The organism is Sphingobacterium paucimobilis HER1398, assembly GCF_000416985.1.
GTDB lineage: Bacteria > Bacteroidota > Bacteroidia > Sphingobacteriales > Sphingobacteriaceae > Sphingobacterium > Sphingobacterium paucimobilis.
This window is the reverse complement of record NZ_ATDL01000005.1, coordinates 68,651-85,260: the sequence shown is the minus strand read 5'-3', so window position 1 is coordinate 85,260 and position 16,610 is coordinate 68,651. Positions and strand designations below refer to the sequence as shown.

The window sequence follows — 16,610 nt, the reverse complement described above, 5'->3', positions numbered from 1 at the left end:
TTGGGGCCTTTATATAGATCTAAAGAATGTTATTATTTAGATTTTTTTTCGTCACCTTCCATTTGCTCTTTCAATTGAGCTAATACATCAAGGTCACCTAAAGTAGATTTCTCAACAGAGTCTTTTACTTTCTTAACAGCTGTTGATGCAGCTTTTGCATCTTTTTTGCGGCTGTTAACATCCTCTTTGCGAGCTTCTTCTTTAGCATCTTCCCAGATACGAGAGTGAGAGATAACTAGACGCTTGTTCTCTTTGTTGAATTCGATGATTTTGAATTCTGTTACGTCATCAACTTTTAAAGCGTTACCGTCTTCTTTAACAGAGTGTTTAGATGGACAGAATCCTTCAACACCGTACTGTAAAGCTACGATATCTCCTTTTTCGCCTACTTTGATAACAGTTCCTTCGTGAATTGAACCTTCCGTAAAGATTGTTTCAAAAGTATCCCAAGGGTTTTCTTCTAATTGTTTGTGACCTAAAGATAACTTGCGGTTTTCTTCGTCCAATTCCAATACAACTACCTCTAATGTTTCACCAACTTTAGTGAATTCGTTAGGGTGATTGATTTTCTTAGACCAAGAAAGATCAGAGATATGGATCAAACCATCGATACCGTCTTCCAGTTCAACAAAAACACCGAAGTTAGTCATGTTTTTAACAACAGCTGATTGTTTAGAACCTACAGGGTAACGCTCTGTAATGTTTTGCCATGGATCTGGAGTCAATTGTTTGATACCTAGGCTCATTTTGCGGTCTTCACGGTCTAACGTTAAGATTTGAGCTTCGATTTCATCACCTACTTTCAAGAACTCTTGAGGAGAACGTAGGTTTTGAGACCATGACATCTCTGATACGTGGATCAATCCTTCTACGCCTGGGATGATTTCTAAGAAAGCACCGTAGTCAGCAACAGTAACGATTTTACCTTTTACTTTAGAACCGATTTCTAAAGCTGTATCTAAAGATTCCCAAGGATGTTGAGAAAGTTGTTTTAAACCTAATGCGATACGTTTTTTCTCGTCATCAAAGTCTAATACAACCACGTTGATAGTTTGGTCTAAAGCCAATACTTCTTTTGGATGCTCGATACGGCCCCAAGAGATGTCTGTAATGTGAAGTAAACCGTCTACACCACCTAAGTCGATGAACACACCGAAATCAGTAATGTTTTTAACCGTACCTTCCAATACTTGACCTTTTTCTAATTTAGCAACGATTTCTGATTTTTGGTTTTCTAAATCGTCTTCGATTAACACTTTGTGAGAAACAACTACGTTTTTGAATTCATGGTTGATTTTAACAACTTTGAACTCCATAGTTTTTCCTACATAGATGTCGTAGTCACGAATAGGTTTAATGTCGATCTGTGATCCAGGTAAGAAAGCTTCTACACCTTTGATGTCTACGATCAAACCACCTTTTGTACGTGATTTTACGAAACCATCGATGATCGCATCATTTTCTAATGCCTCGTTGATAGCTTCCCATGATTTTTGAGTTTTTGCACGCTTACGTGACAATACTAATTGACCATTTGCATCTTCTTGTGATTCAACAAATACGTCAACAGTATCCCCGATTTTTAAATCAGGTAGATCACGAAACTCAGTTTTTGCTACAAGACCATCTGACTTGAAACCGACGTTCAAAACAACATCTTTGTTATTGATAGATACCACGATACCTTCAATGATTTCGCCTTGGTTGATTTGATTGAAAGTGCCAGCGTATTGCTCTTCCAATTTAGCACGTTCAGCTTCGCTGTAGTTACCGAAAGCTTTCTCGTCTGCATCCCAATCAAAATCTCCAGCTGGAGTAATCCAAGTGTTGGATTTGATTTCGTCCATCAAGTTTGAATCTGCTTCAGACTCGATCTTTTCAGTGTCTTTCACTACTTTAGTGTCAGCACCTTGTAGCTCTGCGTTTTTCGCCGCTAACTCTTTTTCTGCTTCTTGTTTTTTTGCCATTAATTAATTATCTCCTTTTCCCTACTTTGTAGGAAGTGCAAAGATACGAAAAACTTTTATTTACAATATTTTATGTGAAAAAAAATGTTTTTGCGTCGCTAAGGAATTACAAGAAGGAATTTAAGCCTGATTTGACGAGGGTTTAAAGGAATTATAAACTTTAGGCTTTACTATTTTAATGCTTTGTTTGGACAGCGTGATGCTCGCATTCAACTCAAAGCCTATCAGTAGAATCAGCGAATTAAGGTACATCCATATCATGATCACGATAATAGTACCGATAGAGCCGTACAGCTTGTTATAAGCATTGAAATTATTAATATAGAACACAAATCCAGAGAAAGTAAGGATAGCCAGTATCGTAGCCAAGGTCGCCCCAGGGCTGAAAAGCTTCCACCGTCTTGAAGCCGATGGCCCAAATTTGTATAGCATACTGACTGTGCTGAAATAAATGGCAAAGAGTATAATCCATCGCGCAGCCTTGATCACGAACGTCCAAAACCAGGACATATCATAGTTGATGTGGTTTTTCAAGTAACTGATGATCATGCCCGCTCCTGTAAATACAGCAATGCCAATTGTCAAAGCTGTGATAATGGCAAATGATAGTCCTAATGCGATAAGTCGTCGATGGCCCCAACTTCTTTTTTCCCGAGTCAGAGATGACTTATTGAATGCCATCATTAGATTAGTGACCCCATTGGTAGAGAAGAACGTAGCTAATAGAAAACCGAAGGAGAGTAATCCACCATTTTGGTTCTTTATAATGTCTTCTAGAGTAGACTCTATGGCAGCAAAGGCCTCCAAAGGAATCACGATTGCTAAGAAGTCCATCAGTCCTTCTTGGAAATTATTGATCGGAATATAGGGAATCAACGTAAATAAGAAAATGATTCCCGGAAATATCGCCAACATAAAGTTGTAGGCGAGAGAAGACGCCTTATTGAGAATAGCCTCTCGTTTGATTTCCTGAAAGAAGAAAATAGCTACAGTGTACAGCGGCAGATTGCTAAAACCCGGCAAGACAGCTGTTTTGGTCCATTCGACAAATCGGTCATAAGGTTTTAGATGCAGTAGGCTGTCATGTAGTTTTTTCATATTCCCCCTGTCTAACTAAAGTAGGGTGCCATTTTCTCCATAAATACCTGAGGCGGTCGGCACGGCCTATTTCTTTTCATATCTACAAATACCAATTGGGTACTGCCTGTATGGAGTAGGATATCCTGTTCGTTGTATATTTCGTATTCAAACTTGATACGTACATTGGGTTTTTCACGGACGGTAGTCCTTATCGTAATAAGCTCATCGTATTTTGCTGGCTGTAGATACTTGCTGTCCATCTCTAGGACAGGCATCATGACGCCCATATCCTCCAATTCTTTATAGGAAATCCCGGTCTGACGTAACATTTCCGTACGAGCCACCTCATAAAAAGCAGCATAGTTGCCATAATAGACATATCCCATCTGGTCTGTTTCGGCGTAGCGTACACGTAGTTGATGTTCGTATATAAACATTTTACTCTTACTTTTTAATATTTCTATCGTCCAATGCCTTTTGAAATTTACGAGCATTCACCAGATGTTCAGCTACCGTTGTTGCAAAGGCATGGTAGCCCGAAAAGTCTTCCTTGGCACACATGTAGATATAGTCATGTTGTGCAGGGTTCAACACAGCATCTATAGCTACAATAGGAGCCATTGTAATCGGACCTGGAGGCAATCCCTTGTATCGATAGGTGTTATAGGGATTGTCGATAGTAAGGTGTCTGTTCAATACTCGGCGTATCGTAAAATCATTGTTGGCAAAGATTACCGTAGGGTCCGCTTGTAAAAGCATACCTTTTTTTAACCTATTGAGGTATAGTTCAGCGATCATAGGCATTTCGTCATTGTGCAGAGCCTCTCCACGTACGATAGAAGCGAGGATAGATACTTCTACAGGACTGAGGTTTTGTTGTTTCGCCTTTTCCTTTCTTTCTGCCGTCCAGAATTTCTGATACTCTTCGTGCAATCGTTCGATCACCTTGTCGGGAGAGGTATTCCAATAGATATTGTATGTGTTGGGGATAAACATTGCAAAGAAGTTATCCTTTGTGAATCCGTATTGTTCAGCCACCGCCTCATTGTTTAAGATAGCGCTAAACTGTGCAGAATCTGCTTCAAAACTTTTACCAAGTAGGCCCGCTAGGTTTTCTTTTAAGCGTATGTTCGCAAAGCGCAACTTGACAGGATCCTGTAAGCCTGCTCGGAGGTTGCCAATCAATTTGCGGTTGCTCATTCCCGGGGTGAGCTTATACCGACCAGCCTTTACGCTCTCTGGGTAATCCATAGCTTTGGCAGCCATATGGAAAGCTTCGGGATCCCGTACGATGTTTTCTTGTCTGACGCGGCGGAGTACACTTTCATAACTGTCATTGGTATGCACATACAAGTATTGTTGTGAATCCGATACAGAGGCCCCCCAAAAAACTTGATAGGCTTTCCAACCTATGAAAGCTCCGACGAGCAGGGCTACGATTAAAACTCCCTTTAACCAATTGGGAAAAGATTTTTTTGCTGTCATGTTTAGTCGTTTGATAAAGTCAGGTTGATGGGAGTGCCGATACTGATAAATCGAGCGGTCGAATCAGGAGACTGTCCGATGACACGAGCGGTCGTCGAGTCTGTGATCGTGCCGGAAATAGCGCCAAGGTGAAGGCCAAGTCCCTGTAGGGCGAATTTAGCTTCCGACAGTGTAAGGTTTAGTAACATTGGAACCTCTACTTCATTAGCCCCTTTTCCATTTCCGAGTACAACCGTAATTGAAGAACCTTTTGAAATCATTCTTCCAGGTTTTATTTTTTGGCCAGCGAATTGAATGTCTAAAACGACATCACGCGCAATGTCGTTAACGTAGATGGTATCACCGATTTTCAGATTATGGTTTTTAAGAATTGCTGTAGCCTCAATAAGGTTTTTTTCGATGACATCTGGGAGAGCAATTTCAGGAGCCACCTGTGTGATGATCGTTAGGTAGATGGTCCGTCCGCCTTTAACAAGTGCTGATGCCTCTGGGTCTTGTTCAATGACCAAACCTGGTTTAGCATCCATTTGGTAGACTGAGTCTATCTTGTATTCCAGCCCTGCTTTATCCAAGATCTTGGTGGCCTCCGATATGGTTAGTCCCTTTAACACAGGGACCTCTTGGGCATCGCCATGTTTCGTGTAAACTTTAAGGCCGAAGTATACTACGAGAAATAGAACAATAAGTGTGATCAAAGCGTAAATCAAATTTTTTCTGAACACATCAGTTCTTAGATAGAGCAATAGTTTGGACATGAAATGAAATTTTTATAAATCCTTTTAATCTACTATAACGTAGATTTTTTTTTAACATTGTAGTTTTCTTAAGCAAAAATATTCGTTTTTCCCCGTATCACAAATTATATTTCCGCTAATCGAGTAACTCCAAAAGAAAGAGAGGGTTAATAATGTATGTGGAGACGAATCTAAGGGGCAAATCGAGAATTATTCTAATGTTTTAAATTAAAAAATAAGTATTCGTGAATGATGGACATTTTTTTTAGGTTTGTGGGAGTTAAACCAGCTAATAACAATTTGGTGAGCCTCAAGTAGGGTAGAGCCGGTTCTTAAATATAATTATGAACATATGAATATAAAAGTCGCATTAGTTACCGGTGGATTTACGGGGGAAGCCGAGATCTCCTATAAAAGTTCAGCTTTTGTCTACAGTCAATTGGATAAAAGTAAATATGATGTGTATGTCATTGATATCACCAACCAAGGCTGGTACGGCAGTCTGGGAGAAGGAGAAAAAGTAGCCGTTGACAAAGAAGATTTCTCTCTTCATCTTAATGGCGAAAAGATCCGTTTTGATGTGGCATTGATCATTTTGCACGGTACTCCAGGAGAGGATGGACGTCTACAGGGGTATTTTGATATGATTGGATTGCCTTATACCTCCTGTGGTGCATTGACATCTGCACTGACCATGAATAAAGGCTATACCAAATCAATCCTTGCCGATATACCCGAAATTAATGTGGCCAAATCCGTCCTTTTATTTGAAAATCACCGCAAAGATGGCGTTCGTCTCGTAGAGGAAAAATTGGCGCTGCCTTACTTTGTAAAGCCTAATGCTGGCGGATCCAGCATAGGTATGACGAAGGTAAAAGAGTCCGCACAGCTACAAGAGGCACTGGACAAGGCCTTCGATGCCGAGAATACTGGACAGCAAGTATTGGTTGAAGAGTTTGTCCAAGGACGAGAGTTCTCACAAGGGATCTTTAGAAATGCTAAAGGTGAGCTGATTGTATTGCCAGCTACGGAAGTACGGACCACACGCGAGTTTTTCGATTTTGAAGCTAAATATGTACCTGGGTTGACAGAGGAAATAACACCAGCTGATCTCCATGTCGAGCAGCGCGATCGTGCCGCACGCATTATCAAGGAGATCTACGTACGACTGGACTGTAAAGGGATGGTTCGTGTAGATTTCTTCTTGGAGAGCACAACAGACAAATTCTATTTTATCGAGATCAATACGATACCCGGACAGACTGCGCAAAGTTTTATACCACAGCAGGTGCGTGCGTATGGAATGAAAGAAGGTGACTTCTATGCCGAATTGATAGCGGCCGCATTAAAATAATACCAAAAGGAGTCCAATAGGACTCCTTTCTTTTTGGATTAAAGTATGTTTTAGCATCCACGAGATTTTATGTTAAAATGAAAATCGTTTTAAATCAGGACGAATTGCTCTTGGCCTCTTTAGTTCTTCCTGATAGAGGATCTCTCCAAGGTTCTTTAAAAAAGGATAAGTGACTGTCTCATATTCATAGATTCCATCATTATATATTCCATTCTCATTGGATTGTACTACTACAGAAACCAGAAATTCAATACCTTTCTCAAAATCTACGATATAGGCATTGTCAATATTATAGCCGTAAGAATCCCCATATTTATTAAAGCTTCTGATATTTTGAAAGGATTTTACCGACTTGTCCCGTCCAAAATATACGAACTTACTATAAGTAGGCCAGAATTCATTCGTGTTATACTTGGGGTAGGAGACTTCCTGAGGACCTCTTGACATATAGAAATACAGAAAACGATAATCGTCTTCCGTAAGGCTGAAGCGTTGTTTCACGGGAAAAGCTTCAGGAAAAAGCAGTTTTCTTAAGATTAATTGCTGATCCTCCAAAGCATATACATTGAGTCCCTCAAAAGACCAAGGTTCGTGAACCAGTTCGTCCACAGCATTCATATAGCCAATGCCTTGTACTGTGTTTTTGAGCCAAGGCATCTCATAATCCTGAGGGTCATATTGAGCCACTTGTTTGTAGATGATCTGATCATCCTTGTAAAACGTAAATGGGTTGGTATGTTTAGCCCAAATGCCCTTGTCTCCAATAGCCAGCCTATTTACAATGCGGCTGTATTTGGCTCCGTGTTTTTTGAGTTTTTTGTTGACCTCTGCTCTGCCCACAAACTCAAAAAGTCTGTTGTGTCCATCGTTGTCTGAAGTCAGTAGAACTTTTTTGATATAATGTGCAATACTTGGAAGAGTATTTTCTGAAGAAGAGTCTCTGTATACTGAAGTCTGTCTGTCATAGGCAGAATCTATTTGCAAAGGAGTATCCCGACCAAGCCCTCTGATCTTTAGCTCGTTTATCTTTTCTAAAGCAAAAATAGCTGTAGGTAACTTGACTGTACTTGCTGGATAAAAATACCAGGTCGGATCAAGTCGGTAACCGAAAGAGGTAAAGTGAGGGATGTTGTCTTTGTCTCTGTCAATTTGAGTGTAGAGTATCTGGACTTCGTTGTGTGTTGGATGATGGAGTATTTGGCCAAATAGATCCGGATTTTTCTGCAGTAGTGACGAGAGGTAGATGCTGTCAATCTGTTGTGCCATACCGGTTGAAATACTTGTAATGATAAAGTACGAAAATATTAAAATGCGCATTGTAGAAATATTAACGCATGGAAGTTACGAAAATTTAAAGCATTTACCTTTCTATAGTTCTAAAAGTTAGATTAATCCGCGGTCCGTGTGTTTTTTTTGTTGGGGGCAGGCGGTGCATCCAATGCGTTTGTGTAGTGTCTTTCATGATCAATAAGGAGCCATGCTCCAGTACCAGATCTACTTTTTCTTTACTCTCCTTGTGCTTAAAACTGAATTTTCGTTCGGCTCCAAAAGTCAAAGAGGCTATTGCACCATCTTTCTTTAAATATTTTTCGCCGTCACTGTGCCAGGCCATACCCTCCGAACCGTCGTTATACAGGTTCAATAAACAGGAGTTGAACGTTTCATTAGACTGCTTTTCTACCAAGTCTTTCAGTTCTAGCAGACAGTCAACCCAGGGAAGGGCTGTTTTTTGAATTCCCGAATAGGTATATTCAAATGGGAGGTCGCCATACCAGGCCACCATCCGTTTCGTAAAGATGTGTTTTCCGAAAATTACCGCCTCATCGTGGCGCCATGCAATATCGTTATGTAACACACGGAAATAATGCTCCGGATTGGACAGGATAACGCCATAGTAGTTGACCGTACCATCGTAAGGTAACCAGTTTTTGTTCGGTTCATCGAACGAAAATAATTTCATAGGCAAGGGGTTAAGGTATTATTTGTGCATTTTCCCAGCCTATTATAGCTGTTTTTCGGGTAGGCCCCCACATGTATCCTCCTACTATCCCTGAGGCCTGTATTACACGATGGCAGGGAATGAGGTAAGCAATCGGATTGCTGCCAATGGCAGTCCCTACAGCTCTGGAAGCTTTTGGGGTGCCGATATGTTCTGCGATTCTTCCATAGGTCTCTAGCTCACCCAAAGGAATCTGAAGTAGAGCTTCCCAGACTTTTAGCTGAAAGGCCGTTCCTTTCACGTGTAGTTTTATCGGTTCCCTGGAATTTTTTTCGCCATTCATAAAGTTGCGGACCTGCTGATGAAAAGGAGAGGAGGACTCTTTAAACGAAGCGTTAGGAAATCGTCCTTCTAAATTTTTTACCCCATTGTCCCGATCGGTTATGAATGCGATATGGCAAATTCCTTTTTCTGTTGCAGCAATAATGATCTCTCCAAAAGAAGTGTCTGCATAGTCGTATGTTATCACCAAACCTTCGCCTCCATTACGATATTCATGGGGAGTCATGCCCTCTAGTTTGACGAAAAGTTCATGGAGACGACTGCTGCTGCTGAGTCCCGTCTTAAACGTTGTTTCAGAAATTGATTCCGATTTCTGAAGCAACGATTTTGCGTGGCTCAGACTGATGTATTGCAAGAATTTTTTAGGCGTAGTGCCCGCCCATTCGTGAAATAACCGCTGGCAGTGAAATGGGCTTAGATGGATATGTGCTGCGATATCTTCCAAGCTGGGTTGCCTATCGAAATTGTCTTTGATAAAAGCTATTGCTTGCGCTATACGCTCGTAGTTCCAATGTCTCTCTTTCTCATTCATACACAAATTTGACTTTTAAAAATCGGGTGTGCAATCCGAAAATTGCTCAAATGCATTCCACTTTCCTATTTTCTCGGTTCCATTCGAACCAAATATTGATCGTTGTCATCTTCATAGAGGACCTGTACCACCCAATTTTCTTCATGAGCGATACGTATCAATGTGGCCTGATCCATATAGAGCCATTTGAAAGGAGCCCCTTTCTGGCCTTGAAACTCGTATTGATAGCCTATCTCGCCAAAGTAGTATTCCGGTCTTGTGATACGGTATTCTTCATAGAGGTAGGAGATGTCCGAACTGTCAAATAGGAGCTGTCCTCGGTCCGTCAATAGTGTTTTTGCATGATGCAGCAAGCGACGAAAGCCTTCGAGGTCGCCCGCTAATCCGATGCCATTCATCAGAAACAGTAGGGTGTCATATTTTCCTTCGGAATAATCCCAAAAGCTATGTTGGGCAATATGCAATACACCCCGCTCGCGCATAATGTTGCAGGCTGAAGCTGATATTTCTAAAGCAGTGGTTTCAAAACCTTTTTCCTGTAAGTACAATGCATGCGACCCTACTCCAGCGCCAACATCCAATACCGTACCATCACATAGGGACAGTGCGATCAGTTCGAGCTCGGGAAAATCCTCTTCTGTACGGAAAAAGACTTCAACAGGCATTTCTTCAATATCGCCGTAGGTGCTGTGTAACAATAAAGGGTGGCTTAGCTCCCCATTCCGATGGAATTGGTTTAACGCTTCACCATAAATATCTCTATGCATGTTCGTCAAGTTGTAGGTACCGTATGGCCATTTCTATTTCGGCTTGGTCCCCGGTGTGTTTTAAAGGTTCGTCAGAAAGTTTTATTACAGGTGTCCATTCGCCATCTTCGGGAAGGCTTTCGGTCATTTTTAATACAATATTCATGCGTTCTAGGCCGACATCGTTGGTAAAGTCTGTGCCTATACCAAAGGAATAGCCTATTCTGCCATTACAGTAATTGGTGATTTTCTCTACCTTATCATAGTCGAGACCATCTGAAAAAATGATGGTTTTTGATAAGGGGTCAATTCCTTTGGATTCGTAATGCTTAATGGTTTTTTTTGCAAATTCAATTGCATCCCCACTGTCATGACGTACCCCGTCAAATAACTTGGTGAGTTTTTTGTCAAATTGCCTAAAAAATGCTTCAGTCGTATAAGTGTCTGAAAGGGCGATTCCCAAGTCGCCCCGATATACGTCCGACCAGTTTTCTAACCCCAAAAGATTGGCCATTTTATAACCGTATTTTGCAGCATGAAACATAAACCATTCATGGGCATGTGTGCCAATTGGTTTGGTCTTGTATTTCATGGCCAGATGTACATTGCTAGTTCCTATAAAAGTTTTTGAAGGGTGCGCTTTTAGCGTTTTGATGACCAGGTCGTGTACTGCATAGGAGTGTCTTCGGCGCGTGCCAAAGTCTGCAATGGTGATTTTTAACTTATCGTACTTGTCCATCTTACGGTCTACGATGTCCATCACCTGTTGATCATCGACCCGTTTTGCATCACTCATTTCATAATACAGTTCACAGATTAGAGACATGATCGGTACCTCCCATAGGATGGTACGGTACCAGAATCCCTCTATTTTGACCGACAGTTCTCCAGCATGTTGTGTAATGCTGACTTCTTCCGGGTTGTAGCGGTACCCTTGTAGAAAATCAAAGTAGGTGGGGTCGATATAAGGACAGGTCTCTGCAAAGAATTGCTTTTCGGCATTGCTGAGCTTAAGCGTTGCCATCGCTCCGATTGCTTCGGTAAGCCTTTCAGCGAAGCCTTCCGGAAAAACGTGCTTACCCCTATTGATGAATTGATACTTTGCTTTTGCTTTTGGGAAGAGTTTGACAACGGCGTACTGCATTGTGAACTTGTAAAAGTCGTTGTCTAGAAGAGATTCAAGTCTTGCCATATCAGAGTCTGTCTTTTTTTTGATTGCTGCATCGCCTATTGCTGTGTTATGAACCGACACAGACCATGCTAAGCGTGAACGAAAATACCAAAAATAATTTAGCGTTGGACTGTATTTCAACAGTCATCGAACCCTTTTTGCAAAAAGAGCGAGCAGAATCTCTTCTGCTCGCTCCATATTTGTTTCAATTTAATAGCTGTTTTTTTTTGTTTACGATGGACTAGCGTCTACTGCCGCTGCTGCCGCGTGTGCTGGAAGCGCCTTGTTCCGAACGACTGCCCGACGATCGGGAGGTAGTAGTACCTGCGGAGCTTTCTCTGTTTGAAGCCTGAAATACAGGTTGTGAATCTCTACGTTGTTGCGTGCGACTTTCTGGTTGACGGCTCCTTTGTTCCGATTGGGGTTGTGCAGGAGACTGTCTACGGCTTTCTGACGATCCGCGATTTGTTTCGGCTCCACGTTGCGTGCGCGATGTTCCTTCATTACTGCGTTGGACCTCCCTAGAGCGATTGTTGTGTTCCTGCTGTGGTTGACGTTGTGTGTTACTCTCCGTTCCCCTTACAGGTTGTTGATCTCGGGATGTTGCTCTGCGCGAACTATTTTGGCTCTCCGATTGCGACTGGCGTTCTGTGCCTCTTTCTGTCCCCCTTGAAGACTGCTGCTCTCTTGATGTGGTAGCACCACCGCGTATGCTGGAGTTTCCACTTCTGTCGATACTTGTTCCTCCTCTACTGCTTTCGGTTCTTGATGAACCGGTTTCTGAACGACGGCTTCCAGTTGAGCTCGTCGCATTACGGTCGGTTCTGCTGGAAGTACTTTCTCCTCTTGAGCTGTTTCGGTCTGTACGCGTAGATTCGGTCTCCCTGCGGGAGCTGGTCGCTCTACCATCTGGACGGTACATGGATACCGAGTTGCGGTCTGAACGAGAGGTACCTGGTCTTGATGATTCTCTGAATTCGCGTACTTCTACCCGACGCCCGGTACTGCGTTCCATATCTCTGCGGGAAGGACCACCATAGTAGTTATGGTTGTTTACAACATATGTGTTATTGATAATCGTTGTGTTGTTGTATATGGCAGGACGGTCATAGTAGCTATATCTGTACACATTTCTAGAATGGATATGCCTTACCGGTGTAAAAATCCAGATATCCATAGGTAGTCCTATCGATACGTGCACACCGATACGGGGAGCCATAGGCGCCCAGCCGTAATAACCATTTCCAGAACGCCAATCGACCCATGCAGGCCCCCATTCGTAACCAGGTACCCACGCCCATCCTCTATAGCTGTTGTGTACCCACCGGCCATAATGGAATGGCGCCCATCCCCAGGAATAGCCCGAAACCCAAGTGTTGCCATATTCGGTCATTGCCCAATAACCGTTCGTGCCATAAGGTCTGAAGTCCCGATTTACCCGAGGATACCAGATCTCTCCATAAGTCGGGTCGTTTTCCCAATAACCATAGGGAGAAAGCTCGTCGTAGAATACGTCCAAGGATACTCCTCCATAAAATTGAGCCTGTGCCGTAGACGGCTGAAAAAGATTTGTGAAAACACAAACCAATGTTACGACTAATACTGTTATCCCCCTTTTCATAAGCTTTCTTTCTTAAAACTTTATTATTCTGTTTTTTTCTTTGTTGGTAGGACGTGCTAACGATAGAGAAGGTTTAATCGAGATAATATAACATAAACTAAAATAAAAAAAAATGGTAGTTTTATAGCTACATTTTAAGGTTCACCTATTTTGTGGCCTCAATAAAACTTAAAAATGTGTACCTTTGGCCAGTTTTTTGATGAATACATAGTTGTTTTTTTATTTACTTCTAAAAATATAAATGGGAAGGAAATTTAATAATCTGCTCCTCGAGTTTGCTCGGTTACATCGTTTTCTGATGCGGGTTTTGCGTGAGGCAGTAAGTCCACCGTATGAGTTTAAGGAAATTGTTCGACAGTGTTACGAAATAGGCTGGAAATCCTTTCCTCTTATTGGATTAACGGGATTTATTGTGGGATTTGTGTTCACGAAGCAATCTAGGCCGTCATTGGAGGATTTTGGTGCTACTTCTTGGTTGCCAGCATTGATTTCCATTGCCATAGTTCGTGCATTGGCACCTTTGGTCACGGCATTGATTGCATCCGGAAAAGTAGGGTCACAGATCGGTGCTGAATTGAGTTCGATGAATGTTACGGAGCAAATCGACGCCATGGAAGTTTCGGGTACTAATCCCTTCAAGTTTCTCGTCGTCAGTCGTATTGTTGCGACCACAATTATGATTCCTATTCTGTGTTTTTATATCGCAGGCATAGGTTTGTTTGGAGGGTATCTAAGTATTATCGGGAGTGACCAATTAAGTTTGTTGAGTTTCTTTACACAAGTATTTGATAAAATTGGCTTCGTAGACATATTTGCAATGACATTACGTGCTGTTGTATTTGGATTTACCATAGGGTTTGCAAGCTGTTACGTAGGGTATTATTCATCTAAAGGAACCGAAGGGGTAGGGAAGGCTGCCAATAGTGCAGTAGTGGCCTCTATGTTTACTGTATTCATTGAAGAGTTGCTTATAGTTCAGGTATTATCTTTAATTTCTTAAAAGATGGCAAAGGTAGGAAACGTAATTAACTATGAAGACTGCGTGATCCACGTGGATAATGTCAGTAAATCTTTTGGAAATCTGCATGTCTTACGGAATGTCGATCTCAAATTATACAACGGGGAGAACCTGGTCGTTTTAGGGAGGTCTGGTACAGGGAAATCAGTGCTTATTAAACTGATATCGGGACTGTTAAAACCAGATGCCGGTGATATCACTGTTCTGGGACAACGTGTCAATGATCTGACGGAGAAAGAACTGATGCAACTGCGGTTACGGATCGGGTTTTCTTTTCAGAACTCTGCATTGTATGATAGTATGACGGTAAGAGAAAACCTTGAATTCCCTTTGGTGCGTAACAAAAGAAATTTGACAAGAGCAGAGATCAATCGCGAAGTGGAGGATGTGTTGGACGGTGTTGGTCTTTTGCAGGCATTGAACCAGATGCCTTCGGAGCTCTCTGGAGGGCAGAAGAAGCGTATCGGTATAGCACGTACATTGATTTTACGCCCTGATATTATGTTGTATGATGAGCCGACAGCAGGGTTAGATCCAATCACATGTTTAGATATAAACGGCCTTATCAATGAAGTCCAAGAGCGGTATAAAACATCCTCTATTATTATCACACACGATTTGGCCTGCGCCAAAATGGTAGGAGACAGGATGGTCATGTTGTTGGATGGTAAGTTTGAAAGACAGGGAACCTTTGAGGAAATATTCGATACAGACGATACTCGGGTAAAACCTTTTTATGATTATAATTTTATAGTATAATAGATTAAGAATGAGCGCAGCAGAAAATAAACGATCACTAATTGTAGGACTTTTTGCACTAATAGGTCTAGTGATTTTAGTTGCAGGTATTTTAGTGTTAGGTACGCAACAGAATAAGTTTAGTAAGAACCTTGTCGTGAAAACTTATTTTCATGACGTAAAAGGATTGAAAGTAGGTAACAATGTTTGGTTTTCTGGGGTAAAAGTCGGAATTATCAAAGAAATTGCTTTCGAAGATGTTGAAAATGTCCGGGTGCTGATGAGTATACAGGAGAAGGACAGCCAATTCATTCGCAAAGATGTGGTAGCAACACTAGGTTCTGATGGATTAATCGGTAATGCTATTATCAGTTTGGTAGGGGGGACAGCTTCGAATCCACAGATAGCAGATGGCGACGTGATCAAGTCTGGTGCTAGTGGTGGAATGGATCAGATGGTCGGTCTTTTACAGGAAAATGGTGCAAATTTGACTGTTATTACCGAAAACTTCGCAAAGCTTTCGCAACAGTTGGTAGAGGGAAAAGGGACTGTCGGAGCCTTGCTTGCTGATGATGCTATCGCGACTAATTTGAAAACTTCGGTTGTTGCATTAAATAAAGTGATGTTAAGCGCTGATAAGGCGGTAAATAATCTTGTTGGATTGACTGAAAAGTTGAATGGAAATCAAGGGTTGATTCATGATCTAACCACAGATACAGAGGTGTTTGCTAGTCTTAGAGAGTCTGCAGCACAGCTCCAGGGGGTGACACAGACTGCGAGTGCATTAATGGAAAATCTGAACAAGACTTCTGCCCGATTGAATGATAAAGACAATGCACTGGGCGTACTGACCAATGATCCAGCAGCAGCGGAAGAAATACGTCAGATACTTAAAAATTTAAATACGAGTACAGAAAAGCTGGATGTAAATATGGAAGCATTACAAAGTAATTTTTTGTTGCGCGGATATTTTAAGAAAAAGGCTAAAGAAGCAGCAAAGGAGGCTGCCGATTCTGTATCGAAGTAAGTCCGAGTTGAGGGAAGCGTATAATATGGGAGAGATAACAGACAGTGATGTCATTTATGAAGATAATCACCTGATAGCTATTAATAAACGAGGAGGGGATATTGTGCAGGTGGATCCATCGGGGGACAAGTCTTTGGAAGAAATGCTTTCCGATTATCTGGCCAAGAAATATAACAAACCTAATCGTGCCTTTGTAGGGGTGATCCATCGCTTGGATAGACCTGTCAGTGGTATGATCCTGCTGGCCAAGACAAGCAAAGGCTTGGATCGGATGAATAGGTTGTTTCACGATAGAGCAGTACAAAAAACTTATTTGGCAGTAGTCAAGGAACGCCCCGCTGAGATCAAAGGGAAATTGACCAATTGGTTGCTGAGAGATCGTAAAAAGATGGTTACCAAAGCCTATGATCGAGAGGTCAAGAATGGAAGTTATGCCGAGCTGGATTATGAGGTTGTGGGACACTTGGATGGATTCTATCTTTTAAAGGTTACTCCTCTGACGGGACGGACGCATCAGATCCGTTGTCAATTAGCCTATATGGGCTGTCCTATTGTGGGCGATAATAAGTACGGTTACCCGAGAGGATCTATACGTAGGACTATCTGTTTGCATTCTCGTTCTTTGGCTTTCAAACACCCCGTAACCGAAGAGGATATGTGTATTGAAGCACCATTGCCTGAAGATGGATTTTGGGAAAAATTTAATAGACTCCTCCGTAAGTAGAATATTACCTAGGTTTCTGTTTTTAATTCTGTAACTTTGTGACATGAAAGCAGTTCGCTATACATTTGTTTTTGGAATCTTGTTGGGTTTTTCTTTATTGACACCCAAGACAACGTTGTCACAATGTGCTAT

Annotated in this window: 16 protein-coding genes; 5 read left to right on the top strand and 11 right to left on the bottom strand. The window is 41.7% G+C overall.

Annotated elements, in window-relative coordinates:
- Window positions 1-32: 32 nt before the first annotated feature.
- The 5 genes from rpsA to M472_RS28200 all read right to left on the bottom strand — a co-directional run bounded on the left by rpsA (window position 33) and on the right by M472_RS28200 (window position 5,287).
- Window positions 33-1,967 (bottom strand): 30S ribosomal protein S1, encoded by a 1,935-nt coding sequence (rpsA, locus tag M472_RS28220; RefSeq protein ID WP_021069204.1) that lies wholly within the window; start codon window positions 1,965-1,967, stop codon window positions 33-35.
- 120 nt (window positions 1,968-2,087) lie between these two features.
- Window positions 2,088-3,065, bottom strand: coding sequence for a YihY/virulence factor BrkB family protein (locus tag M472_RS28215; protein ID WP_021069203.1), 978 nt, complete (start codon window positions 3,063-3,065; stop codon window positions 2,088-2,090).
- A gap of 11 nt (window positions 3,066-3,076) precedes the next feature.
- On the bottom strand, window positions 3,077-3,484 hold the full coding sequence (locus tag M472_RS28210) for an acyl-CoA thioesterase (RefSeq protein ID WP_021069202.1): 408 nt from the start codon (window positions 3,482-3,484) through the stop codon (window positions 3,077-3,079).
- A 7-nt stretch (window positions 3,485-3,491) separates the two neighbouring features.
- The gene (gene mltG, locus M472_RS28205; protein ID WP_021069201.1) at window positions 3,492-4,532 is read right to left on the bottom strand and encodes an endolytic transglycosylase MltG; all 1,041 of its coding nucleotides are present in this window, start codon (window positions 4,530-4,532) and stop codon (window positions 3,492-3,494) included.
- A gap of 2 nt (window positions 4,533-4,534) precedes the next feature.
- Complete coding sequence (locus M472_RS28200; protein ID WP_021069200.1) at window positions 4,535-5,287, bottom strand: PASTA domain-containing protein; 753 nt, start codon at window positions 5,285-5,287, stop codon at window positions 4,535-4,537.
- A 331-nt stretch (window positions 5,288-5,618) separates the two neighbouring features.
- Here M472_RS28200 and M472_RS28195 point away from each other — a divergent pair, with 331 nt between their 5' ends.
- Complete coding sequence (locus tag M472_RS28195) at window positions 5,619-6,620, top strand: D-alanine--D-alanine ligase family protein (protein WP_021069199.1); 1,002 nt, start codon at window positions 5,619-5,621, stop codon at window positions 6,618-6,620.
- A 72-nt stretch (window positions 6,621-6,692) separates the two neighbouring features.
- On the opposite strand, the gene M472_RS28190 is transcribed toward M472_RS28195, so the two are convergent.
- The 6 genes from M472_RS28190 to M472_RS28165 form a co-directional block, all read right to left on the bottom strand.
- Window positions 6,693-7,937, bottom strand: coding sequence for a serine hydrolase (locus M472_RS28190; RefSeq protein ID WP_031301417.1), 1,245 nt, complete (start codon window positions 7,935-7,937; stop codon window positions 6,693-6,695).
- Between the two features lie 43 nt (window positions 7,938-7,980).
- On the bottom strand, window positions 7,981-8,580 hold the full coding sequence (locus M472_RS28185; RefSeq protein ID WP_021069197.1) for an alpha-ketoglutarate-dependent dioxygenase AlkB family protein: 600 nt from the start codon (window positions 8,578-8,580) through the stop codon (window positions 7,981-7,983).
- 10 nt (window positions 8,581-8,590) lie between these two features.
- Entirely contained in the window at window positions 8,591-9,433 is an 843-nt protein-coding gene (locus M472_RS28180) for a bifunctional transcriptional activator/DNA repair enzyme AdaA (RefSeq protein WP_021069196.1), read from the bottom strand.
- A gap of 65 nt (window positions 9,434-9,498) precedes the next feature.
- Window positions 9,499-10,200, bottom strand: coding sequence for a class I SAM-dependent methyltransferase (locus M472_RS28175; protein WP_021069195.1), 702 nt, complete (start codon window positions 10,198-10,200; stop codon window positions 9,499-9,501).
- Complete coding sequence (pncB, locus tag M472_RS28170) at window positions 10,193-11,371, bottom strand: nicotinate phosphoribosyltransferase (RefSeq protein WP_031301416.1); 1,179 nt, start codon at window positions 11,369-11,371, stop codon at window positions 10,193-10,195. Before pncB ends, M472_RS28175 begins: the two co-directional genes overlap by 8 nt.
- Window positions 11,372-11,591: 220 nt before the next feature.
- Entirely contained in the window at window positions 11,592-12,971 is a 1,380-nt protein-coding gene (locus M472_RS28165) for a DUF6600 domain-containing protein (protein WP_021069192.1), read from the bottom strand.
- A 241-nt stretch (window positions 12,972-13,212) separates the two neighbouring features.
- Between M472_RS28165 and M472_RS28160 the strand changes: the two genes are divergently transcribed.
- The 4 genes from M472_RS28160 to M472_RS28145 are packed head-to-tail and all read left to right on the top strand — an operon-like array spanning window position 13,213 to window position 16,478.
- Window positions 13,213-13,971, top strand: a complete 759-nt coding sequence (locus tag M472_RS28160; RefSeq protein WP_021069191.1) for an MlaE family ABC transporter permease — start codon at window positions 13,213-13,215, stop codon at window positions 13,969-13,971.
- A 3-nt stretch (window positions 13,972-13,974) separates the two neighbouring features.
- Window positions 13,975-14,748: an ABC transporter ATP-binding protein gene (locus M472_RS28155; protein ID WP_021069190.1), complete on the top strand. Its 774-nt coding sequence runs from the start codon at window positions 13,975-13,977 to the stop codon at window positions 14,746-14,748.
- Window positions 14,749-14,758: 10 nt separating this feature from the next.
- A complete protein-coding gene (locus M472_RS28150; protein WP_021069189.1) occupies window positions 14,759-15,754 on the top strand; it encodes an MlaD family protein in 996 nt (331 codons plus the stop codon).
- 25 nt (window positions 15,755-15,779) lie between these two features.
- A complete protein-coding gene (locus M472_RS28145) occupies window positions 15,780-16,478 on the top strand; it encodes an RluA family pseudouridine synthase (RefSeq protein ID WP_021069188.1) in 699 nt (232 codons plus the stop codon).
- Window positions 16,479-16,610 lie beyond the last annotated feature (132 nt).